A 22,263-nucleotide genomic window follows, 5' to 3' on the forward strand; every position below is an offset into this window, starting at 1 on the left:
GGCGAGCGGTTAATGTCCGCCCCGAAACCATGGCGGAAACCTTGTTCGAGGAGCTGAAGCGGTACGTGGGGTTCGGAGCGCGGGACGAGCTGTCACTCGTCGGCCTCCACTCCCTCGCGAAGCCGCACTTCCCCCGCATCGCGCGCGTCTTCTACGACCGCATCCTGGAGCACGAGGGCGCCCGCCAGGCGCTCGAGGGCGGCGAGAGCCAGGTGGGCCACCTGCGAGGCACGCTCCAGGTCTGGATGGACCAGCTGCTGCGCGGCCCGTGGGATGAGGCGTACTTCGCGCTGCGCTGCCGCATCGGCCGCATGCACGTGCGAATCTCACTGGAGCAGCACTACATGTTCGGCGCGATGAACGTGCTGCGCCAGGAGCTCAACGCCATCATCGACACGGCGTTCACCACCCAGCCCCAGGTGCTCCACGACACGCGCGCGGCGCTCGGCCGCATCCTGGACCTGGAGCTGGCCATCATGCTCCACACCTACCGCGAGGACCTGCTCGCGCAGCAGGCGCGCACCGAGCGCCTGGCCACCTTCGGCCAGCTCGTCGGCTCCATCGGCCACGAGCTGCGCAACCCGCTGGGCGTCATCGAGACCTCGCTCTACATCCTGCGCAGCCGTCAGGGCGCCACGGTGGACGAGCGCACCGCCAAGCACCTGGACCGCATCGGCGAGCAGGTGGGCATCGCCAACCACATCGTGTCCGACCTGCTCGACATGATTCGCGACCGCCCCCTCCAGCGGCAGGAGGTCTGGTTGGACGAGGTCTGGCAGGAGGCCCTCAAGGCCGTGGTCCGCCCCGAGAACGTCCGTGTCAGCGCGGAGGGCCTGGTGTCCCTGCCCGCGGTGCACGGTGACGCGGGGCAGCTGCGCCAGGTGTTCGTCAACCTGCTGGAGAACGCGGTGCAGGCGCTCGAGGAGTCCGGCGGGGACATCTCGCTCCACGGCTCGACGAGCGACGCCGGTCAGGTGGAGCTGGTGCTGGAGGACTCGGGGCCCGGCCTCAGCGAGGCCATCCGCGAGCGCCTCTTCGAGCCGCTGATGACCACGAAGGCGCGGGGCATCGGTCTGGGCCTGCCGCTCGTGCGCCGCATCCTGGAGCGGCACGGCGGCTCCATCACCTACGCGCCCCGGGCCGGCGCGGGTGCCCGGTTCGTGCTCCAGCTCCCCAAGTCCCCCGAGGAGGGCACTCGTGCGACGCTACCTCCTGCTCGATGACAACCGGGCGTTGGCGGAGAACCTCGCCGAAATCCTCCGCGACGAGGGCCACCAGGCCACCGTCGTCTCCACGGGCGACGAGGCCCTGCGCGCGGTGGGCGCCACGCGCTTCGACGCGCTGGTGACGGACATGCGCATGCCGGGGATGAGCGGCGCGGACGCGGTGCGCTGCATCCGGCGCGTGGACCCGGGCATCGCCACCGTCGTCATGACGGCCTATCCCCGCGAGGACGACCTGGAGACCGCGCGGCGTGAAGGGCTGCTCGCGGTGCTGCCCAAGCCCGTCCCCATCTCCACGTTGATGGAGCTGCTCGCCAACGCACGACGCGACGGCCTGGTGGTGGTGGCCGAGGACGACCCGGCGCTCAGCGACAACCTCTCCGAGCTGTTGCGCGCCAGGGGCTTCTCGTGCGTGACGGTGAGCTCCGCGCTGGACGCGGACCTGCTCTCCTGCGCGATGCCGTTCGCCGCGCTGGTGGACCTGCGCATGCCGGGAGGCCCGGACGGCGAGGCCCTGCGTCGCCTGCGCGCGCGCTTCCCCAGTCTGTCCACCTTCGTCATGACGGCCTGGCCGGACCTGGCGCCCCTCGGCGAGGGCGTGGATGTCTACTCGAAGCCCTTCGACACCGGCGCGCTCATGGGCGCGCTGGAGACCGCGCACGCCGCGCGCCCCGTGTCCTCTCCATGACCGAGCCCAACTCCCAGTCCCCCGCGCGGGTCCTCGTCGTGGACGACAACGCGGCGTTCCTGGACAACCTCGATGAGCTGCTCGGCGACGCGGGCTACGTGGTGCACGCGGCGTCGACCTGTCGGGGCGCGCGGGAGAAGGCTCGCGACGGGTTCGACGTGGCGCTGGTGGACCTGCGGCTGCCGGACGGAGACGGCACGGCGCTGGCGGCGGAGCTGAAGGAGGGCTCGCCGGACTCGGAGGTGGTGCTGCTCACCGGCTTCGCCACGCTGGAGACGGCGGTGGCGGCGGTGCGCGCGGGCGCGTGCGCCTATCTCATGAAACCCTGCGCGCCGCGAGAGCTGCTCCTGACGCTGGAGCAGGCGATGCGGCAGGTGCGGCTGCACGCGGAGAAGCGGGAGCTGGCCCGACGCGCGCAGGTGACGGAGAAGCTGGCCGCGGTGGGGACCATGACGGCGGGGCTGTCCCACGAGATTCGCAACCCGCTCAACGCCGCGGCCCTCCAGCTGTCCGTGCTGGAGCGTCGGGTGCGCAGGCTGCCGGACCACCAGCAGGGCACGTTGCTGGAGCCGCTCCTGCTCGTGCGCGACGAGATTCGCCGGCTGGACCACATCCTGGAGGACTTCCTCCAGTTCGCCCGGCCCCGTGAGTTCCGCCCCGGCTCCGTGGACGTGAAGGCGCTGGTGCGCCGCGTGGTGGACCTCTTGAGCAGTCAGGCGGAGACGCGCAAGGTGTCGCTGACGCAGGTGGTGCCGGAGTCGAACCTGCCCGCGCTCTCCGGTGAGGAGGAGCGACTGCGGCAGGTGCTCATCAACCTGTGCCTCAACGCGCTGGAGTCCACGCCCGCCGGAGGCCACGTGACGCTCACCGTGGGCACCGAGGACACGCGCGTGTGGCTCACGGTGGACGACACCGGCTCGGGCGTCCCGGAGGCGATGAGGGATCGCATCTTCGAGCCCTTCTTCACCACCAAGGCGCAGGGCTCCGGGCTGGGGCTGCCCATCGTCCACGCCATCGTCACGCAGCACGGCGGGACGCTGGAGGTGGGCACCGCGCCGAGCGGCGGCGCCCGCTTCCTCCTGCGGCTCCCGATGGCGCGCTAGGACGACGCGCCACCGGGGGCTTCACGTCACTTCAGAAGCCGGCGACGGGAGGCGTCACCACGCTGGACGCGGAGACGCTCGCGCAGAGGATGCAGGCGCTCTGGCTGGAGCCGTCCGCGCGCTTGCCGGGCTTGTCCGCGCTGGCGAGCTGCTGGTCCCTGCCGCCACCGGGCTCGTTGGTGAACCAGATGTCGAACTCGTAGTGCACGGGCACCGGCTTGCCGTCGAGCGTCGCGGGCTCGTAGCGCCACGTCGTCAGGGTGCGGATGACGCCTTCCTCCAGACCGGAGAGGCTCTGCAGCGACTTGCAGTTGGTGACGCTGCCCTCGGCGGTGATGGTGCACCGGGTGACGATGGAGCCCTTGGGGACGGCGGAGATGCGCGAGCGCAGGTTCTGGGTGATGTCCTGGAAGGCGAGCCGCTGCCCGGACACGAAGCGGGGCGGGGTGATGCCGGGCCCCAGCGTGAAGGCGCCGTCGTCCTCCGGTTGGGGACGGGGCGGCGTCGGCGCGGCGGGCGGCGTCGTGGCCGGAGTGAGCGCGGGCAGCGCCGCGGCCATCACCTGCATCGAGATGCTGTCGTGCTCCACCTGCGCTTCGTCCACCGGGGCTTCGTCCACCGGCGTCTCGTGGCTCTCCACGGCCACGGCCTCGGAGGGGACGGCGGGCTCCACGTCGAGCGGGTAGGGCGTCCTGGGGAGCTGCGTGCGCGCAATCCCCTGCGTGTCGGGGATGAGCAGCGGCCGGGGGCTGGGCTCGCGCGCCTTGCGAGGCGCGGTCGAGACCTTGTGGAGCACGCGCGTCGGACGGCTGGGCGTCTTGGAGGTCAGGTCGAGCGGGAGGATGCGGGGCGCCGGAGCCACCAGGGGCCGATGCACGGGCGGGGTGACCTCCGTGAAGGCGCGCTCGTGCTTCGCCACCGGCGCCACGTCCAGGGCCTGGGGCGCCACGGCCATCGCCGTCATCGGCACCTGTGAGGAGCCCAGCGCCACGGCGAGCGCCGCGCCACCCAGTCCACTCACCAGCCGCCACGAGCGACGAGGCGCCCGCGTGTCGGGGACCGACAGCAGCCGCCGGATGCGGCCCAGCAGCGAGCCCCCATCCGCGCCCAGCGCGAGCAGCGCGGACGGCGGCGCGCGCAGTTGCTCGATGTGCGCCAGCGCGCGGGCGTAGAGGACCGCGTCGCCACACGACTGCACGGCCTGGTCATCGGCGCAGTGCTCGCGCTCCTCGCGGATGCGGTGGGACAGCCACCAGACGGCCGGGTGGTAGAACAAGAACGTCTCCACCAGCGCCTGGAGCAGGTTGACCAGGTAGTCGTGCCGCTGGATGTGCGCGAGCTCGTGGGAGAGCACCGCCTCCAGCTGCTGCGGCGACAGCCCGGTGATGGCCCCCGCGGGCACGAGGATGAGCGGACGCCACAGGCCGATGACCTGGGGCACGTCGATGCGCGTGGACGCCATCAGCCGCACGGGGCGCGACATCCGCAGCTTCGCGAGCGCGCGCTCCATTGCCTCGCGCCAGACGCTGTCGGGCTCGCGGGTGTGCAGCCGCGACAGCCGCTGCGCCGCGTACCAGGAGACGAGCGTCCGGGCCGACAGCAGCAGCACGCCGGCGCACCACGCCGGCAGCAGCCAGGGCCGCAACAGCTCCAGCCAGGTCACGGTGACCTCGGCCGTGGGCGCCAGGTCCGCCACCACGACCTCGCGGGCCACCGCCGCCGGAGCGAGCGCCTGGGGGGCGAGGCCCAACGAGGCCGCCGCGGCCGGACCCTCCATGAGGGCCCTCAGGAAGGTCACGAGCGGCAACACCGCCATGGTCGCGAGCCCCAGGCACGCGACGCCATAGCGCCCCTTCGCCGAGCGGCGCGACATCATCGCCAGCAGCCCCGCCACGACGAGGGCCACCGCGCCGCCCTGCCAGACGAAGTCGATGAGGGCCCGTTCCAGCGCGTCCAGCACGTGCATCACTTCCCCCGCCTCTCGTGCTCGTCCAGCAGCTTCCGGATCTCCGCCAGCTCCTGCGCCGAGGCCCGCTTCATCGACAGGGCCTGGGCGACGACGCTCGACGCCGAGCCCCCGAAGGCGCGGTCCATCAGGTCTCGCAGCAGGTCACGCTGCGTGCGCTTCTGGCTGAGGGCCGCCTCGTAGACGTGCGTGCGCTCACTCTCGTCGCGCTGCACGAGCCCCTTCTCCGTCATGTTCTGGAGGAGCTTGAGGACGGTGGTGTAGCCGGTGTCCTTCTCCTGCGTGCCTCGGAGGGAGTCATGCACCTGCCGCACGGTGCTGGGCCCCAACTGCCAGAGGACTCGGAGGATGGCCAGCTCGGCGCGCGTCGGCTGCGGTGGAACGGGCGTCATTCGCGAAAGTATTACGACGTATGTCGTATCTGTCAACGACACTCGTCGTAGATGCCCAGGGACGGGACACCGCGTCAGCGCGGGAGGACGGGTGTCCCGGGGCGCGGCTCAGGACTCCGCGGCCAGGTCCGGGCCGTTGGGCTCGTCGCCGTCGAGCCGGGCGTGGGCGCCGTCCGACTGGGCGCCGTACTCCTTGAGGCGGTACTGGATCTTGCGCACGCTGATGCCCAGCACCTCCGCCGCGCGCGAGGTGGAGCCCTGCACCATCTCCAGCGTGCGCAGGATGGCCTCCCGCTCGATGGCGGCCAGCGTGGCGCCGGGGATGAGCGAGCCCTGGCTGGTGCCCGAGGGCCGGGGGCCGCGCAGGACCGGGGGCAGGTCGTCGGTGGTCAGCTCCTGGCCCTGGGTGAGCACCACCGCGCGCTCGATGGCGTTCTCCAGCTCGCGGATGTTGCCCGGCCAGTCGTGCGCGAGCAGGGCCTGGAGCGTGCCCGGGGCCAGCCCCCGGACCTGCTTGCCGTAGGAGTCGCCGTACTTCTCCAGGAAGTGGTTCACCAGGGCGGGGATGTCGCTCTTGCGCTCGCGCAGGGCCGGGAGCGTCACGCTGACGACATTGAGCCGGTAGTAGAGGTCCTCGCGGAAGCGGCCCGCCTTCACCTCCGCGGCCAGGTCGCGGTGCGTGGCGGCCACGATTCGCACGTCCACCTTGAGCGTCTGGGTGCCGCCCACGCGCTCCAGCTCGCGCTGCTGGAGCACGCGCAGCAGCTTCACCTGCACGGTGGGGGAGATCTCCCCGATTTCATCCAGGAACAGCGTGCCGCCGTCGGCCAGCTCGAAGCGGCCCTCCTTGCGCGCGATGGCGCCGGTGAAGGCGCCCTTCTCGTGGCCGAACAGCTCGCTCTCCAGCAGGTTCTCGGACAGCGCGGCGCAGTGCACGCGGATGAAGGGCTTGTCGCGGCGGGGCGACTCCTGGTGCAGCGCCTGGGCGATGAGCTCCTTGCCCGTGCCGGACTCGCCCAGGATGAGCACCGTGGCGCGCGTGCTGGCCGCGCGGCGGATGACGTCGTAGATGCCCTGCAACTGCGGCGACTCGCCGATGATGTCGTGGAAGCGCCGCACGCGGGTGCGGACCTGGTCCCTGAGCGCCTCCGCCTCCTGGCGCAGGCTGCGCTTCTCCAGGGCCTTGGACAGGGTGACGAGCACCTGGTCCGCGTCCAGCGGCTTGAGCAGGAAGTTGTCGGCGCCGGACTTCATCGCCTCCACCGCCATCTCCACGCTGGCGAAGGCCGTCATCATGACGAACGTGGCGTCGCTGCCCTGCTCGCGCGCGGCGCGCAGCAGGCTCAGGCCGTCCATCTTCGGCATGCGCACGTCGGTGAGCACCACGGCGGGGGAGAAGTCCGCCACGCGCGCGAGCGCCTCGGCGCCGTCGGCGGCCTCGGCCACGTCGTAGCCCTCCTCGTTCAGGATGGTGGCGATGGCTTTGCGGGCGTTGTCCTCATCGTCGACGACCAGGATGCGCTGTGCGGACATGGGCGGGGGCTCGGGGTCAGGGGAGTGCGAGACTTGTGGGTTCGCGAACGACGGGGCGGGCGGCGCGGGCGTGCCACGTCTCCACCACGGGCTCGATGCGCGGGGATATCTGGATGACGGAGCTGGGGAAGCAGTGCGCGGGCAGCTCCGCGAAGATGCGGCGTACCACCTCCGCCTCCGCATCGGTGGCCACGGCCACGTGGGGGCGGACGATGATGTCGGTGAGGTGCGGCGCCTGGCCGGGGCTCGCCACCAGCCGGGCCACCGCGCAGCTCTGGTAGAAGAGGATGGACACCTCCGCTTCGCGCGCGCGCTCCAGGAAGGCCAGCAGCGTGCGGCCCTCGACAGCGCCCACCAGCAGCGTCTCCGGGGCCCAGCGGCCGGCCTCCGTCGCGCCTGGCTCCACCAGGGGCAGGCCGATGGGAACGGGGGGCGCACGGTCGCTCGTCAGGACGGCACCGTGGTCGCCTTGCCAGTAGAGACGCGTTTCGTACTCTGTGACGGTAACGGACGTCATGGGCGCTCCTCCCGCAGAGCCTTGTGCCGGCATTGCCCCTTCAACCCGTGTGCCGGGACAGTGCTTCATGGTGGACCCAGGCTTCGTCCTGGAGTCCTGGAGGTGCGGGCGAGGGTAGCTCATGGCAGCCCGAAGATTCGCAGGACCCAGGGGCCTGTCGCGCTGACCAGCAGACAGCCGGCCACCATGAGGGGAAGTCCCAACCGCAACAGCTCCGAGGTCTCCAGTCCTTCTCCCGCGGCCATGGCGTTGGGAGGGGTGCTGATGGCGAAGGGGATGCCGAAGGCGCACCCCATGGCGACGAGGATGGGCGTGGACGCGGAGGGCTCCACGCTGAGCGCCAGCGGCATGAGGAGCGCGGCGGTGCCGGTGTTGCTCATGAGCGCGGACAGCGCCGCGGCGACGACGACGAGCGCGCCGAGCCGGGCCGACGGGGGCCAGGTCGAAAGGCTCGCGCCGTCGAGCGCATGGGCCACCAGCCCCGAGTGCTCCAGCAGCTTCCCCAGCCCCAGCCCTCCGGCGATGAGCAGGAGGGTGGACCAGTCGAGCTTCTTGAGGTCCTCGCGTTCGAGCAGGCCCGTGCCGAAGAGCAGCGCGGTGGCTCCCAGGGCGACCACGGGAGCGGGCACGCCGTGCACGGGCTCCGACAGCCAGGCCACCACGCACGCGGCGCTGACCCAGAGGACCTTCCGGCCTCGGCCATCCAGCGGACGTGTCACCTGTGCGGGCAAGGACAGGGTGCCGCCCAGGCGGAAGCGCAGCAGCACCAGTCCGAAGCCCAGCACGAGCATCAGCGCCGTGAGGGGCAGGGCGAACGCCATCCAGCCCGCGAAGGTGACGTGCGCGTAGGCGCTCGCGGCGGACACCGCGAGGGCGTTGGGGCCGCTGCCCACGGGCGTGGCCATGCCGCCCAGGTTCGCGCCCAGCGCCACGCCCGCGAGCAGGGCGGGCCGCAGGGACGTGCCGGGAGGCGAGGTGTGGAGGACGGGACGGAGCGCGGCGAGCATCATCGCCGCCGCGGCGACGTTGGACATCCACATGGAGAGGAAGGCCACGCCGCCCATGACGAACAGGAGGAGTAGCCGGGGGCGTCCGCGCGACAGGCGCACCACGTGGCCCGCCACGGCGGAGTCGAGGCCGTGACGCATCGCCGCGACCTCGAGCGTGAAGCCGCCCAGGAAGAGGATGAGCACGGGGTCCGCGCACCAGGTGAGCACGGACGAGAGCGCGTAGTCCTTCCCCAGCGGGCCGAGCACCACCGGCGTCGCCCCGAGGAGCAGGAGGGTGGGGACGAACGGCGGGACCAGCTCGGTGAGCCACAGCACGAGGCAGACGCCGGCCACCAGCACCGTGCGCGACGCGACCTCGCCCTGCACCCCGAACGCGGACAGCCACGCCACCGCGGCCAGCCCCACCAGCGCCAGTGCGGGCCGCACCCAGCGGCGCACGGGGGGCGGGGGCGCCGCGTCGGGCGCTGGGGAGGTGAGGGCCTCGGCTTCACGTATCGAGGCGAGGGGAGCGTTCATGGTGGGAGTCGGTTGCGCGGTGGAGCGAGGGCCCGCGTCGGGGGCGCGTTCGTGGCCGAGGCCCATCGACGCGAGGGAGCATCGTCCGACCCGGCAGGCGCCCCGCGAGGGAGCGGCCGACGTGGGACCGCGGCCCCACGTCGAAGAACTCAGGCGTTGAACTCGCGCGCCAGCTCGCGGCGGTCCTTGTCCTCGATGAGGTGTTGCGCGTAGCGCACCAGGTCCGCCTCGGTGATGAGGCCCAGCAGCGTGCCGTCGCTGCTCACCACCGGCAGGCAGCCGAACTTGTTGCGCAGCATCATCACCACCGCGTCGCGCAGGGAGGCCTCGGGCGCGACCGTCGTCACCTCGCGCGTCATGATGTCCGCGGCCCACAGCGGCTGCGCGGCCGGATCATTCGCGCTCGTGGCCGCCGCCCGCAGCAGGTCGCGGTGGGTGATGAGCCCCACGAGCTTCCCCTGGCGCACCACGGGCAGATGCCGGATGCGGTGCAGCCGCAGCAGCTCTTCCGCCTTGCCCAGGTTCTGTGTTTCCTTGAGCGTGACCACCTCGCGTGTCATCAGCTCTCCGACGATCTGCATGTGTGGCGCTCTCCGGGTGAGTGTGGATGCCTCCAGGAGGCATTGCAGGACGGGGGCCAGCCCCGGTTCCCTCGGGCAACGGTGATTGCGGCCTGTGGCGCGCGCAAGGTTTGCGCGTCGAGGGGTCGTCCCGCATTCCTTGCGCCTGACTGTTCGCCGGTCGGCGCCTGGCTCCGCCCCCAGGCTGGGTTGAACCCCGTCCCCATGTGCGCTAGATGCTCACCCAGTCGCTAGGGGTGCCCCTTGGAAGGGGCTGAGACGGCCGCGCGGCGCGGCCAACCCTTGGAACCTGAACCGGGTCATACCGGCGGAGGGAAGCGGCCCGAAGCTTCCTTCCGGAGGCTTCGTCTGCCTTCCCGCCCGTCCTCGAGGAGAGAGAGATGAGCGGAGCATCCAAGAGCCTGAAGGTCGATGGGAAGCTGTTGGAGGGCATCAGTCGAGGCCCCCTCCCTGCCTCCCGCAAGGTGTACGTGAGCGGGGCGCTGCACCCGGACGTGCGCGTCCCCCTGCGCGAGATCTCGCAGACCCCCACGCGGCATGGCCACGGGCCGGACGCGCGGCAGACGCCCAACCCCGCGGTGCACGTCTATGACTCCAGCGGCCCGTACACGGACCCGGAGGCGGACATCGACCTGCGCCGGGGCCTGGCGGCGACGCGCGAGGCGTGGATCCACGCGCGAGGCGACACGCGCGAGCTGGAGGGAATCACCTCCCAATACGGCCTCCAGCGCGAAGCGGACCCTCGGCTCGCGGGGCTGCGCTTCGGCCACCGCCGCAAGCCGCGCGTGGCGCGAGCGGGCAGCAACGTCACCCAGCTGCACTACGCCCGGCGCGGCGTCATCACCCCGGAGATGGAGTACGTGGCGCTGCGGGAGAACCTGCGCGTGGAGGCGTCGCTCGCCGCGCAGCACCCCGGACACTCGTGGGGCGCGGCCATCCCGCGCGTCATCACCCCGGAGTTCGTCCGCGACGAGGTGGCCCGGGGCCGCGCCATCATCCCCGCGAACATCAACCACCCGGAGCTGGAGCCGATGATCATCGGCCGCAACTTCCTGGTGAAGATCAACGCGAACATCGGCAACTCCGCCGTCACCTCCTCCATCGAGGAGGAGGTGGAGAAGATGGTCTGGTCCATCCGCTGGGGCGCGGACACCGTGATGGACCTGTCCACCGGGCGCAACATCCACGAGACGCGCGAGTGGATCCTCCGCAACGCGCCGGTGCCCATCGGCACGGTGCCCATCTACCAGGCGCTGGAGAAGGTGGGCGGCAAGGCGGAGGACCTCACCTGGGACATCTACCGCGACACGCTCATCGAGCAGGCCGAGCAGGGCGTGGACTACTTCACCATCCACGCCGGCGTGCTGCTGCGCTACGTGCCCCTCACCGCCAGGCGCCTCACGGGCATCGTCAGCCGAGGCGGCTCCATCCTCGCCAAGTGGTGCCTCGCGCACCACCAGGAGAACTTCCTCTACACGCACTTCGAGGAGATCTGCGAGATCATGAAGGCGTACGACGTCAGCTTCAGCCTGGGGGACGGGCTGCGGCCGGGCTCCATCGCCGACGCGAACGACGCGGCGCAGTTCGGCGAGCTGGAGACCCTGGGGGAGCTGACGAAGATCGCCTGGAAGCACGACGTGCAGACGATGATCGAAGGCCCGGGCCACGTGCCCATGCACCTCATCCAGGAGAACATGACGAAGCAGCTCGCCGTGTGCGGCGAGGCGCCGTTCTACACGCTGGGGCCGCTGACGACGGACATCGCGCCCGGGTACGACCACTTCACCAGCGGCATCGGCGCGGCGATGATTGGTTGGTTCGGCACCGCGATGCTCTGCTACGTGACGCCCAAGGAGCACCTGGGGCTGCCGGACCGTGACGACGTGAAGGAGGGCGTCATCACGTACAAGATCGCCGCCCACGCCGCCGACCTGGCCAAGGGGCACCCGGGCGCCCAGGCGCGCGACAACGCCATGTCCAAGGCCCGCTTCGAGTTCCGCTGGGAGGACCAGTTCAACCTCGCGCTGGACCCCGAGCGCGCCCGCGCCTTCCACGACGAGACGCTGCCCGCGGAGGGCGCCAAGGTCGCCCACTTCTGCTCCATGTGCGGACCCCAGTTCTGCTCCATGAAAATCACCCAGGACGTTCGCGACTACGCCGCGAAGACCGGAGTCTCCGAGGAGGCGGCGCTGGGGGCGGGGATGGAGGCGAAGGGGGAGGAATTCAAGAAGGCGGGAAGCGAGTTGTATCGCTGAGCAAGAAACCCGGAATCGAGGGCGTCAAACGACGCTGTGCCTCACCTGTCCGAGACGTGACAATCAGAGTGTGTGCATGCCATGGTAGGTGGGCATGGGCGCGGCGTTCGCGCCCTCGATGATCGGGAGGGGAGACTTCATGGAGACTCCGCCGCGGGAACAAGTGGGTTCGTACATCACCGGCACGCCGATGCCGACCCAGGACGAGAAGACGATGGCGCTGATTGCCCATATGGGCACCATCCTGGGCAACTTCGTGGGACTGGGCTTCGCCGTTCCGCTGGTGCTGATGCTGACGAAGGGCAAGGAGTCGTCCTTCATCCGCGAGCACGCGGTGGAGTCGCTGAACTTCCAGATCACCATCTTCATCGCGGCGGTGGTGGCCTCGATCACGCTGTGCGTGGGCATCGGCTTCGTGCTGCTGCCCATCGTCGGCGTGGTGGCGCTGGTGTTCTCCATCATCGCCGGCCTCAAGGCGAACGAGGGTCAGCTGTACAGGTACCCGTTCGCCATCCGGTTGGTGAAGTAGTCCAGCGCGGGGCTCCCCATGGGAGCTCCGGTTGCACCGGGCGGGTCATGCGCGAGTCGCGCGGGCCCGCCCGTCGTGTTCCTGGGGGGCGCGGCCTCAGCCGCCGATGCCCATCATCGACAGCAGGGTGGCGCCGTTGCCGGGCTCGGTGAAGCGGTGGCCCTCCGGCTTGTCGCCCAGCGCCGCGCGGATGGCGCGCGCCAGCTCCACGTCGGTGGCGCCTCCGCGGATGAGCTGGTGCAGCGGCGCCTGCGCGCGTCCTCCCAGGCAGCTCCTCAAGTCCCCATTGGACGCCACTCGCACGCGGTTGCAGCCGCCGCAGAAGTTCTGCGTGAGCGGTGAGATGAAGCCCACGCGGCCCCCCGGCGCGCGCCAGTACCGCGCGGGACCGGAGGTGATGGAGTCCGCGGCCGCGCCCGTCTCCTCGGGCTCCGGTGACAGCTCGAGCCCCTCGCCGCGCAGCCGCTCGATGAGCTCCGCGGTGGGCAGGGGCTTGCCCTGCCCGAAGGGCATCAGCTCGATGAAGCGCGGCGTGATTCCCCGCGCGTGCGCGTACTCCACCAGCGCGCGCGCCTCGTCGTCGTTCACCCCGCGCATCACCACGACGTTGAGCTTGAGCGAGCCGTAGCCGACCTGGGCCGCGCGGTCGATGCCGCGCAGCACCGCGTCGAAGTCGCCCTGCTTGGAGATGCGCCGGAACGTCTCCGCGGACAGCGTGTCCAGGCTGAGGTTGAGCTGGTCCACGCCCGCCTCGCGCAGCGGCGCGGCCAGTGACTCCAGATGGCTGGCGTTGGTGGTGATGGCCAGGTGCTGGATGCCCGGGATGCCGGAGATGCGCCGGGCGACCTCCAGGATGTCCGGGCGGATGAGCGGCTCGCCGCCGGTGAGCCGCACGCGACGGATGCCCAGGGCCGCGAAGAGGGCGGCGATGCGCCCGAGCTCCTGCGCGTCGAGCAGGTCCTTCTTCCCGCCCCACGACGCGGGAGAGCAGTACGTGCAGCGGAAGTTGCAGCGGTCCGTGATGCTCAGCCGCAGGTACGTCATGCGGCGCCCCTGCGCATCCAGCAGGGGCGCAGCGAGTGGATCCGTCTGGAGGGCGGGCATCGTCACGGGCGGCCTGACCTCTTAACAGCCGGCTGGCGGCTGTTCATCTCATTCCCCGACGACGGGCTCAGCCTTCACTGCCTGTCGCCGAACGGATGGCGGTGACCTTCGGCTCGGTCGGCTCACTCGGACCCGAGCGCGGGGCGGCGGGGACGGTCTCCAGCTCGTCGTCCAGGTCCGTCAGGCGGGCGAGCTCCGCCTCGGCCTCGTTCGCCTCCTGCTCGGCCACGGGGAGCTGGAGCTTCTTCTTCTTCATCTCCTCCTTGATGTGGATGAGCCCTTCCTCGCCGATGTCGAGGAACGCGCGCACCACCTCTGGATCGAACTGAGTGTTCGCGCAGCGGCGGATCTCCTGGATGGCGTTGCCGAACGTCGTGCCCTTGCGGTACGGGCGGTCGCTCGTCATCGCGTCCAGCGTGTCCGCCACGGCGAAGATGCGCGCGCCGATGTGGATCTCCTGCCGCGACAGGTTGCGCGGATAGCCCGCGCCATCCCAGCGCTCCTGGTGCGACAGCACGATGGCGGACGGCGTGGACAGGAACGGGATGGCCTGGATCATCTGGAAGCCGATCTCCGGATGCTTGCGCATCTCCAGCCACTCGTCCGGCGTCAGCTTGCCCGGCTTGAGCAGCACCGCGTCCGGCACGCCAATCTTGCCGATGTCGTGCAGCAGCGCGCCGCGGCCGATCTCCTCCAGCTCCTTGCCTTGGATGCCCATTCGCCCGGCGATGGCGGACGTGTAGCTGACCACGCGCTGCGAGTGGTCGCTCGTCTCGTGCTCGCGCGCGTCCAGCGCGGCGACCAGGGCCAGCAGCGTGTTCTGGTAGGTGTTGGCGATGTTGTGCAGCGCGCTTCGCAGCTCCGCGGTGCGATCTCTCACCTTGCGCTCCAGCTTCTTCTGGTAGCGCTTGCGCGCCATCTCGATGCGGCGCTTGGCGAGCGCCCGCTCGATGGCCCGGATGAGGTCCGTCAGCTTCGGTGGCTTGAGCAGGTAGTCCACCGCGCCACGGCGCAGACAGTCCACCGCGGACTCCGTGTCCCCGTAGCCGGTGAGCATGATGACGGACGTGTCCGGCAGTCGCTCCCGCAGGTTCTCCAGGAGCCAGAGGCCGTCCTTGCCCGGCATCTTCATGTCGCTGATGACGAGCGGGGTGTCCTCTTCGCCCGCCACGTCCAGCGCCATCTCGGCGCCGCTCGCGACGACGCAGTTGTAGCCCTCTTCACGCAAGAGGACCGAGATGACGTCTCGCACGGAGTCGTCATCGTCGACGATGAGGATTCGGGGTGGTGCAGGGGGGATGGCTTCCACGGCGGGAGATTCTAGAGGTTTCCGGGTTTCAATGGCGAATGAGTCAGGGAAATTACCACCTTCCTCCACTTGCAGGTTGACAGTCCAGTGCGGCGGTCCAGAAGGCGACCCTGGCAGGCAGAGCGGGCAGGCGGGCGGAGCCCATCGGGCAGGTGGGATGCAAGGTGTTCAGGCGCGGGCCCGGGTGCCTCCCCGGTCATAGCGGAAGGGGGCGAGGTCCAGGGTGGTGCGCTCCCCGAGGACGGCCTGGGCCACGAGCTTCGCGGTGATGGGGGCCAGGAGGATGCCGTTGCGGAAGTGGCCGGTGGCGAGGAAGAGGCCGGGCGTGGGCCCCTCGCCCAGGTAGGGCCGCTTGTCCTCCGTCCAGGGACGGAAGCCGGCCCACGTCTCCGTGATGGGCGCCGAGCCCAGCTCCGGGCACAGCTCCAGGGCCATGTCGAGGATGCGCGCCAGTCCCGCCGCGGTCACCTGCTTGTCGAAGCCCACCAGCTCCATGGTGCTGCCGGCGATGACGCGGCCGTCCGCGCGCGGCACGACGTAGCCCTTCTCCGAGGTGAGGACGCGCTGCAGCAACGGCAGGCGCGTCTGGAGCTGGATCATCTGCCCGCGCGCGGGCCGCACCGACTTCGCCTCCACGCCCGCGCCCTGGACCAGGGAGGACCAGGAGCCCGCGGCGAGGACGATGGCGTCCGCGCGCAGCACCTCGCCATCCAGGTCCACGCCCACCGCGCGGCCGTCCTCGTGGACGATGCCGCGCACGTAGCCGCTGCGGAACTCGGCGCCCACGCGCGCGGCGGCCATCGTCAGCGCGCGCACCAGCAGCCGGTTGTCCACCTGGTGGTCATCCGGGAAGTGCGCGGCGGCCACGGCCCTGGCGGACAGCTTCGGCTCGAGCGCCCGGGCCTGCTCTCCGTCGAGCAGCTCCGCGCGCAGGCCCATGCCGCGCTGCCACAGGACGGTGGCCTCCAGGTGATGCACGGCGGTGTCGGCGAAGGCGACCTTGAGGATGCCGCAGGGCCGGTAGGCGATGTCCACGCCGGACAGCTCGCGCAGCTCCTCGGCGAAGGCGGGGTAGAGGCCGCGGCTGCGCAGGCACAGGTCGAGGAAGGGGCCCGGACCGTCCGACTCCATCTGGGGGGCGAGCATGCCCGCGGCGGCGCTGCTGGCCTCCGCGCCGGGGATGGAGCGCTCCAGGACGGTGACGCGCGCGCCCGCCTGCCGCAGCCGCAGCGCGATGCCGCAGCCCATGATGCCCCCGCCCACGATGATGACGTCCGAGACTCGCATGGCCTTGCTTCCTGCTCGCCCCGTCGAGGGTTTGCAAGCGGCATGACGCAGGTCGAGTTGACGGCGGGGCACCTTTGCCATTACTGATGGAGCCGTGCGTCTCTCTTCCGTGCATCCCCATCATGCGCATCATCGGCTCGGCCCCGACGGGACCGTTCGCCATGCGCATGCCTGGGTGAGCCACTAGACGCACCACCCTCCCGGCACCTGCCGCAGCGACCGAAGGCCCGTCCCCCCTGGACGGGCCTTTTTTCGTTTCCGCGCGGCCACCGTTCCCCCGCAGTCCCCCGCAGGTCCACCCATGTTGCTGAAGATCGCTCTTCCCAACAAAGGCCGCCTCTCCGAAGAGGTCCGTGAGCTTTTCAACGATGCGGGCCTGGAGGTCCGCGCCCGAGGCGAGCGCGCGCTCACCGCGTCGCTCGGCGGCGAGTTCGAGGCCATCTTCGTCCGCGCGCAGGACATCCCGGAGTTCGTCGCGGACGGCGCGGCGCACGCGGGCGTCACCGGCTGGGATTTGGTGAACGAGGCGGGCCGTGAGCTCGAGCACCTGATGGACCTGGAGTTCGGACGCTGCCGCCTGGTGGTGGCCGCGCGAGAGGAGAGTGGAATCAGCCACGCCAACGACGTGCGTGACGGCATGCGCGTCGCGTCATGCTTTCCGCGTCTGACGCAGGACTACTTCGCGCGCCGGGGGCAGAGCGTCACGGTGGTGCCCGTGTCGGGCGCGGCGGAGATCGCGCCGCACCTGGGCATCGCGGACATCGTCGTGGACCTGACGTCCACCGGGTCCACGTTGAAGATGAACGGCCTGCGCGAGGTGGCCACCGTGCTGGAGTCCAGCGCGCGGCTGGTGGCGTGCCAGGCGAACGTGCCGGAGGCGCGGAGGAAGCTGGAGGAGCTGAAGCTCGCGCTCGGCTCGGTGCTCGCGGCGCGGGGCAAGCGCTACCTGATGGCGAACGTGCCGAAGGACGAGCTGCCCCGGGTGCGTGAGGTGTTGCCGGGACTCAACGGTCCCACGGTGGTGGACGTGCTGGACGGAGGCCGGTTCGTGGCGGTGCACGCGGTGGTGCCGGCGAAGACCATCTACCGCACCGTCAACGCGCTGAAGACGCTGGGGTGCGAGGGCATCCTGGTCACGCGCATCGAAAGGCTGGTGGCGTGATGATGTCGCTTCCTTCGTTCCTGCGGTACCGGGGGCCGCTGGCCAGCCTCTCGCGTCAGGACCGTCAGCGGTTGTTGGAGCGCGGTGGGGACGTGGACACGCGCATCGCCGCGCGGGTGCGGGAGCTCATCGCGAAGGTCCGCCTGGACGGGGACTGGGCGCTGTTCGAGATGGCGCGGCAGTTCGACCGGGCGGAGCTGTCCTCGCTGGAGGTGCCCCGGGCGCGCTGTGAGCAGGCGCTCGCGTCGCTGGAGCCCTCGGTGGCGCGGGCGTTGGGGCGCGCGGCGCGCAACATCGCGCGGGCCCACGAGGCGCAGAAGCCGCGCGCGGTGGAGGTGGAGACGGAGCCGGGGGTGTTGGTGGGACGCAGGCCCGACCCGCTGGGCCGCGTGGGGGTGTATGCGCCCGGCGGGCGAGCGGTGTACCCGAGCAGCGTGTTGATGGGCGTGGTGCCCGCGAAGGTGGCGGGCGTGGGGGAGGTCATCGTCTGCTCGCCGCCGGGGCCGGATGGCCTGCCGCACCCGAGCGTGCTGGCGGCGGCGGTGCTCGCGGGGGCGGACCGGGTCTTCGCGTTGGGGGGCGCGGGCGCGGTGGCGGCCATGGCGTACGGCACGGAGAGCGTGCCCCGGGTGGACCGCATCGTCGGGCCGGGCAACGCGTACGTGGCGGAGGCCAAGCTCCAGGTGGTGGGCGCGGTGGCCATCGAGGCGCCGGCGGGACCGAGTGAAATCCTCGTCGTCGCCGACGAGACGGCGAGCCCCGAGGCGGTGGCGCGGGAGATGTTGGCGCAGGCCGAGCACGACCCGGATGCCGCGTGCGTGACGGTGGCGCGCGGTGAGGGGGTGGCGGAGGCCGTCGCGGAGCAGGTGCGTCGGCTGGCGGAGGACGCGAAGCGGCAGGAGATCGTCGCGGCGGCGCTGCGCTCCCGGGGCGCGGTGCTGAGCGTCGCCTCGCTGGAGGAGGCGTGGCCGTTCGTGGCGGACTTCGCGCCGGAGCACCTGTTGCTCGCCACGGCCGCGCCCTCCGCGGACCTGGCGAGGGTGCGCAACGCGGGCACCGTCTTCCTCGGTGAGCGCTCGTCGGTGGCGTACGGCGACTACATGACGGGCTCCAACCACGTGCTGCCCACGGCGGGGCTGGCGCGGGCGTACTCGGGCCTGAACCTGCTCGACTTCTACCGGTGGACCACCTACCAGCGCGTGGAGCGCGCGGCCTCCGAGGCGCTGGCGGAGGACGTGGGACTGCTCGCCGACAGCGAGGGGCTGTTCGCGCACGCCGACGCCGCGCGTGCCTGGAGGGGCGCATGATTCCCCTGCGCGAGTCCTTCCGGGACATCCCCCTGTATTCACCGCCGAAGCGGCCGTGTCGCGTGGACCTGAGCGACAACACGAACCTCTTCGGCGTGCCTCCCGCGGCGGAGCGGGTGCTGCGCGAGTCCCGTCCGGAGTCACTGTCCCGTTACCCGCGAGGCTACGCGCCCGACCTGCGCAACGTCCTCGCTTCTCGGCTCGGTGTCGGTGTCGGGTGCGTGACGACGGGCTGTGGCTCGGACGACGTGTTGGACAGCGCGCTGCGCGCGTTCCTGGAGCCGGGTGAGGTGCTCGCGTTCCAGGACCCGACGTTCGTGATGATGCCGCTGTTCGCGAAGGTGAACGGCTTGAAGGCGGCGCCGGTGCCCCTGCGCGCGGACTTCGACGTGGACCCGGAGGCGCTGCTGGCCACGGGGGCGAAGGTCATCTACCTGTGCTCGCCGAACAACCCCACGGGCACGTCGCTGTCCCGCGCGGCGGTGGAGCACGTGGTGGAGAAGGCGCCGGGCATCGTCATCATCGACGAGGCCTACGTGGAGTTCTCCTCGGCGCCGGACTTCCTGGGCCTGGCGCGCACGCGGCAGAACGTGCTGGTGACGCGGACGTTCTCCAAGGCCTATGGGCTCGCGGGCATGCGGGTGGGATGGGGCGTGGGCAGCCCGGCGCTCATCGCGGAGGTGGAGAAGGCGCGCGGACCGTACAAGCTCACGACATTGGCGGAGTCGATGGCCGTCGCCGTCCTGCGCGAGGACCGGATGTGGGTCGAGGCCCAGGTGGTCGAGGCACGGAAGAATCGTGAACATCTCCGCGCGGAATTGATGTCGATGGGGCTGTCGCCGCTGCCCTCGGAGGGCAACTTCCTGATGGTGCCGATGCCGGACGCGCTGGGAGTGGCCCAGCGGATGCGTGAGCGGGATGTGAACGTGAGGGCCTTCCAGGGGCTGACCGGCGTGGGGGATGCGCTCCGGATCGGCAGTGGACCGTGGCCCATGCTCGAGGCGGCGCTCGTGGCGCTGCGGGAGTCCTTGCGATGAGAGTCACCCTGTTCGATTACGGCGCTGGAAACCTGCACTCGCTCTCGAAGGCCCTGGCCACGGAGCCAGGCGTGGAGGTTCACGTCGAGGTGGATCCGCGCCGGGCAGTGGACACGGATGTGCTCGTGTTGCCCGGTGTGGGGGCGTTCGGTCTCGCGTCGGCGAGGCTGGCGCAGGGGCGGGACACGATGCGTCTGGCGCTGGAGCGAGGGCTGCCGTGCCTGGGCATCTGCCTGGGGATGCAGCTGCTGTTCGACTCGAGCGACGAGGGGGCGGGGAAGGGGCTGGGCTACTTCGCGGGCCACGTGCAGCGACTGGCGGCCCGGCGGGTGCCGCATATCGGCTGGAACCAGGTGGACGAGGACAGCACGTTGTCCGGAGCGAAGCTGGACACCGTGTACTACGCGCACAGCTACGTGTGCCGGGTGGCGGACCCGTCGCTCGTCACCGCGTGGACGACGCACGAGGAGGACCGCTTTCCCGCGGCGGTGCGCCGAGGGAAGGTGGTGGGTGTGCAGTTCCACCCGGAGAAGTCGTCGGCCTCGGGTGTGGCCTTCGTGCGGGCGTTCCTCCGTGAGGTGCGCTCATGAGGGCCATCCCAGCCATCGACCTGCGCGAGGGGGCCTGTGTGCAGCTCGTCGGAGGCTCGTATGACGCGGAGCGGGTGCGAGTGGATGACCCGCTCGACGCGCTTCGGCACTGGCGTGGCTTCGGCTTCCGTTCCTTTCACGTCGTCGACCTGGACGCGGCGCTGGGGCGTGGCTCCAACGCTCGGGTGGTGACGCGACTCACGTCGCACGAGCCGGGGCTCGCCTTCACGGTGGGCGGGGGTGTCCGGGACACCGCGCGGGTGACGGCGCTGCTGGAGGGAGGTGCCTCGGGGGTGGTGGTGGGCACGAGGGCCATCGAGGACGCGGGGTGGCTGGCGGAGGTGACGGAGCGCTTTCCGGGGCGCGTGGTCGTGGCGGCGGACGTGCGCGGGCGGGAGGTGGTGACGCGAGGTTGGACGGCGGGGAGTGGCAGGACGCTGGACCAGGTCCTCGCGGTGCTGGAGCCCTTGGCGCTCGGTGGGCTGTTGGTGACGGCGGTGCACAAGGAAGGACAGCTGGAGGGCGTGGACCTGTCCCTGATGCGCGAGGTGGTGGCGCGCAGTCGTCACCGGCTCTACGCGTCGGGGGGCGTGACGACGATGGACGACCTGCGGGCGCTGGCCTCGGCGGGGGCGTACGGAGCGGTCATCGGCATGGCGCTGTACACGGGACGACTGGATGCGCGTGAAGTCGCGCGGGAGTTCGCGGAATGACCCTGGTCACTCGGGAGACGAAGGAGACGCAGGTGCGCGTGGAGGTGTCGCTCGGTCGCGGGGCGACGCAGGTGGACACGGGGCTCGTGTTCTTCGACCACATGCTCTCCACCTTCGGGCGCTACGCGGGGCTCGACTTGAAGCTGCATGCGCGGGGTGACCTCAAGCACCACCTGATGGAGGACGTGGCGATCACGTTGGGGACGGCGGTGCAGCGGGTGATTCCCGCGACGGCGGCGCGCTTCGCGGAGCGGACCATTCCCATGGACGACGCGCTGGTGCAGGCGTGCCTGGATGCCGGGGGACGCTTCTTCTACGAGGGCCCGCTGAAGAACCGGCTGTACGAGCACTGGATGCGCTCGTTCTGTGAGCACGCGAAGGTGACGCTGCACCTGCGGGTGCTGCGTGGGAAGGACCGTCACCACGTGACGGAGGCCGCGTTCAAGGCGCTGGGGCTCGCGTTGCGGGACGCGATGGTGGATGGCGGCACGGTGTTCAGCATGAAGGGCTCCGTGGCCCTGGAGGTGACGTGATGCTCACGCGACGACTCATCGTCTGCCTGGACGTGAAGGGCGGCAGGGTGGTGAAGGGGGTCCGCTTCGAGGGGCTTCGCGACGTCGGAGACCCGGTGGAGCTGGCGCTGCGCTACGAGCAGGAGGGCGCGGACGAGGTGACGTTCCTCGACATCTCCGCGAGCGAAGAGGAGCGCGAGACGCTCTGGGATTTGGTGCGGCGCACGGCGGAGCAGCTGTTCATTCCGCTGACGGTGGGCGGCGGTGTGCGCACGGTGGAGGACGTGGGCCGGGCGCTGCGCGCGGGGGCGGACAAGGTGAGCATCAACTCGGCGGCGGTGGCTCGGCCCGAGCTGCTCACCGAGTGCGCCGAGCGCTTCGGAGCCCAGTGCGTGGTGGCGAGCATCGATGCTCGCAAGGAGGGGGAGCGCTACCGCGTCTACACGCATGGAGGGCGAAGGCCGACCGAGCTGGACGCGGTGACCTGGGCCCAGGTGTGCGTGGCGCGTGGGGCAGGGGAGGTGCTGCTCACGAGCATCGACCAGGACGGCGCGCGTTCGGGCTACGACCTGGAGCTGACCCGGAGGGTGGTGGACGCGGTCGCCGTGCCCGTCATCGCCTCGGGTGGCGCGGGCAGCGCGGAGCACGTGAGGGATGGGCTCACGCGAGGTGGCGCGGACGCGGCGCTGGTGGCGGGCATCCTCCACGATGGGCTCACGACGGTGGGCGCCATCAAGTCGCTCCTGCGTTCGAGCGGCCTGCCGATTCGGAGCACGCCATGACCCGGACCTTTCGCTGCGCGATGCGCGTGTCCGAGGCGCGATGTCTTCGCGACATCGAGCCCGCATCGAGGAACATCATCACCCGGTCGCGCCGCGCGAGCGCCGCGGAGCACGGGGGCACGAAATGACTCGGACTCTTCACGGTGC

21 protein-coding genes and 1 riboswitch are annotated in these 22,263 nt (G+C 71.0%); of the genes, 12 read left to right on the plus strand and 9 right to left on the minus strand.

Annotated features, from left to right (window positions below):
- Nucleotides 1–29: 29 nt before the first annotated feature.
- The 3 genes from OWM54_RS38360 to OWM54_RS38370 are packed head-to-tail and all read left to right on the plus strand — an operon-like array spanning nucleotide 30 to nucleotide 3,014.
- Nucleotides 30–1,223 (plus strand): sensor histidine kinase, encoded by a 1,194-nt coding sequence (locus OWM54_RS38360; RefSeq protein ID WP_223785145.1) that lies wholly within the window; start codon nucleotides 30–32, stop codon nucleotides 1,221–1,223.
- Complete coding sequence (locus tag OWM54_RS38365; protein ID WP_223785146.1) at nucleotides 1,198–1,911, plus strand: response regulator; 714 nt, start codon at nucleotides 1,198–1,200, stop codon at nucleotides 1,909–1,911. The genes OWM54_RS38360 and OWM54_RS38365 overlap by 26 nt, the downstream gene beginning before the upstream one ends.
- Nucleotides 1,908–3,014 carry a sensor histidine kinase gene (locus tag OWM54_RS38370; RefSeq protein WP_223785147.1) on the plus strand — a complete coding sequence of 369 codons (1,107 nt, stop codon included), beginning with the start codon at nucleotides 1,908–1,910 and terminating at the stop codon, nucleotides 3,012–3,014. The genes OWM54_RS38365 and OWM54_RS38370 overlap by 4 nt, the downstream gene beginning before the upstream one ends.
- A 31-nt stretch (nucleotides 3,015–3,045) precedes the next feature.
- Here the strand turns inward: OWM54_RS38370 and OWM54_RS38375 are convergent, their stop codons facing one another.
- The 6 genes from OWM54_RS38375 to OWM54_RS38400 form a co-directional block, all read right to left on the minus strand.
- Nucleotides 3,046–4,980, minus strand: a complete 1,935-nt coding sequence (locus tag OWM54_RS38375) for a M56 family metallopeptidase (protein ID WP_267701205.1) — start codon at nucleotides 4,978–4,980, stop codon at nucleotides 3,046–3,048.
- On the minus strand, nucleotides 4,980–5,372 hold the full coding sequence (locus OWM54_RS38380) for a BlaI/MecI/CopY family transcriptional regulator (protein ID WP_267700587.1): 393 nt from the start codon (nucleotides 5,370–5,372) through the stop codon (nucleotides 4,980–4,982). Before OWM54_RS38380 ends, OWM54_RS38375 begins: the two co-directional genes overlap by 1 nt.
- A gap of 108 nt (nucleotides 5,373–5,480) precedes the next feature.
- Nucleotides 5,481–6,905 carry a sigma-54-dependent transcriptional regulator gene (locus OWM54_RS38385; RefSeq protein WP_267700588.1) on the minus strand — a complete coding sequence of 475 codons (1,425 nt, stop codon included), beginning with the start codon at nucleotides 6,903–6,905 and terminating at the stop codon, nucleotides 5,481–5,483.
- Nucleotides 6,906–6,921: 16 nt separating this feature from the next.
- A complete protein-coding gene (locus OWM54_RS38390; RefSeq protein WP_223747616.1) occupies nucleotides 6,922–7,422 on the minus strand; it encodes an OsmC family protein in 501 nt (166 codons plus the stop codon).
- 119 nt (nucleotides 7,423–7,541) lie between these two features.
- The gene (locus OWM54_RS38395) at nucleotides 7,542–8,948 is read right to left on the minus strand and encodes an SLC13 family permease (protein ID WP_267700589.1); all 1,407 of its coding nucleotides are present in this window, start codon (nucleotides 8,946–8,948) and stop codon (nucleotides 7,542–7,544) included.
- A 149-nt stretch (nucleotides 8,949–9,097) separates the two neighbouring features.
- Nucleotides 9,098–9,529, minus strand: coding sequence for a CBS domain-containing protein (locus tag OWM54_RS38400; protein WP_074954787.1), 432 nt, complete (start codon nucleotides 9,527–9,529; stop codon nucleotides 9,098–9,100).
- 222 nt (nucleotides 9,530–9,751) lie between these two features.
- Nucleotides 9,752–9,862: riboswitch (TPP riboswitch) on the plus strand.
- 47 nt (nucleotides 9,863–9,909) lie between these two features.
- Between OWM54_RS38400 and thiC the strand changes: the two genes are divergently transcribed.
- Both thiC and OWM54_RS38410 read left to right on the plus strand, forming a co-directional pair.
- Nucleotides 9,910–11,784: a phosphomethylpyrimidine synthase ThiC gene (gene thiC, locus OWM54_RS38405; protein ID WP_267700590.1), complete on the plus strand. Its 1,875-nt coding sequence runs from the start codon at nucleotides 9,910–9,912 to the stop codon at nucleotides 11,782–11,784.
- A gap of 139 nt (nucleotides 11,785–11,923) precedes the next feature.
- Nucleotides 11,924–12,313, plus strand: coding sequence for a DUF4870 domain-containing protein (locus OWM54_RS38410; RefSeq protein WP_223747619.1), 390 nt, complete (start codon nucleotides 11,924–11,926; stop codon nucleotides 12,311–12,313).
- A gap of 96 nt (nucleotides 12,314–12,409) precedes the next feature.
- Here the strand turns inward: OWM54_RS38410 and moaA are convergent, their stop codons facing one another.
- The 3 genes from moaA to thiO all read right to left on the minus strand — a co-directional run bounded on the left by moaA (nucleotide 12,410) and on the right by thiO (nucleotide 16,013).
- Entirely contained in the window at nucleotides 12,410–13,417 is a 1,008-nt protein-coding gene (gene moaA, locus OWM54_RS38415) for a GTP 3',8-cyclase MoaA (protein ID WP_267701206.1), read from the minus strand.
- Between the two features lie 67 nt (nucleotides 13,418–13,484).
- The gene (locus OWM54_RS38420) at nucleotides 13,485–14,726 is read right to left on the minus strand and encodes an HD-GYP domain-containing protein (protein WP_267700591.1); all 1,242 of its coding nucleotides are present in this window, start codon (nucleotides 14,724–14,726) and stop codon (nucleotides 13,485–13,487) included.
- A 168-nt stretch (nucleotides 14,727–14,894) separates the two neighbouring features.
- A complete protein-coding gene (gene thiO / locus OWM54_RS38425) occupies nucleotides 14,895–16,013 on the minus strand; it encodes a glycine oxidase ThiO (protein WP_267700592.1) in 1,119 nt (372 codons plus the stop codon).
- A 301-nt stretch (nucleotides 16,014–16,314) separates the two neighbouring features.
- Between thiO and hisG the strand changes: the two genes are divergently transcribed.
- Genes hisG through hisF form a run of 7 tightly spaced genes read left to right on the plus strand, consistent with a single transcriptional unit; the run spans nucleotide 16,315 to nucleotide 22,116 of the window.
- On the plus strand, nucleotides 16,315–17,175 hold the full coding sequence (hisG, locus tag OWM54_RS38430; protein WP_141332745.1) for an ATP phosphoribosyltransferase: 861 nt from the start codon (nucleotides 16,315–16,317) through the stop codon (nucleotides 17,173–17,175).
- Nucleotides 17,175–18,482 (plus strand): histidinol dehydrogenase, encoded by a 1,308-nt coding sequence (hisD, locus tag OWM54_RS38435; RefSeq protein WP_370640346.1) that lies wholly within the window; start codon nucleotides 17,175–17,177, stop codon nucleotides 18,480–18,482. Before hisG ends, hisD begins: the two co-directional genes overlap by 1 nt.
- Complete coding sequence (locus OWM54_RS38440) at nucleotides 18,479–19,519, plus strand: pyridoxal phosphate-dependent aminotransferase (protein ID WP_267700593.1); 1,041 nt, start codon at nucleotides 18,479–18,481, stop codon at nucleotides 19,517–19,519. Before hisD ends, OWM54_RS38440 begins: the two co-directional genes overlap by 4 nt.
- Nucleotides 19,516–20,109, plus strand: coding sequence for an imidazole glycerol phosphate synthase subunit HisH (gene hisH, locus OWM54_RS38445; RefSeq protein WP_267700594.1), 594 nt, complete (start codon nucleotides 19,516–19,518; stop codon nucleotides 20,107–20,109). The genes OWM54_RS38440 and hisH overlap by 4 nt, the downstream gene beginning before the upstream one ends.
- Nucleotides 20,106–20,822, plus strand: a complete 717-nt coding sequence (locus OWM54_RS38450; protein WP_223747624.1) for a HisA/HisF-related TIM barrel protein — start codon at nucleotides 20,106–20,108, stop codon at nucleotides 20,820–20,822. Before hisH ends, OWM54_RS38450 begins: the two co-directional genes overlap by 4 nt.
- Nucleotides 20,819–21,355 carry an imidazoleglycerol-phosphate dehydratase gene (locus tag OWM54_RS38455; protein WP_141333024.1) on the plus strand — a complete coding sequence of 179 codons (537 nt, stop codon included), beginning with the start codon at nucleotides 20,819–20,821 and terminating at the stop codon, nucleotides 21,353–21,355. The genes OWM54_RS38450 and OWM54_RS38455 overlap by 4 nt, the downstream gene beginning before the upstream one ends.
- The gene (gene hisF / locus OWM54_RS38460; RefSeq protein ID WP_420715364.1) at nucleotides 21,352–22,116 is read left to right on the plus strand and encodes an imidazole glycerol phosphate synthase subunit HisF; all 765 of its coding nucleotides are present in this window, start codon (nucleotides 21,352–21,354) and stop codon (nucleotides 22,114–22,116) included. Before OWM54_RS38455 ends, hisF begins: the two co-directional genes overlap by 4 nt.
- Nucleotides 22,117–22,263 lie beyond the last annotated feature (147 nt).

It is taken from the genome of Myxococcus sp. MISCRS1 (genome assembly GCF_026626605.1).
Lineage (GTDB): Bacteria > Myxococcota > Myxococcia > Myxococcales > Myxococcaceae > Myxococcus > Myxococcus fulvus.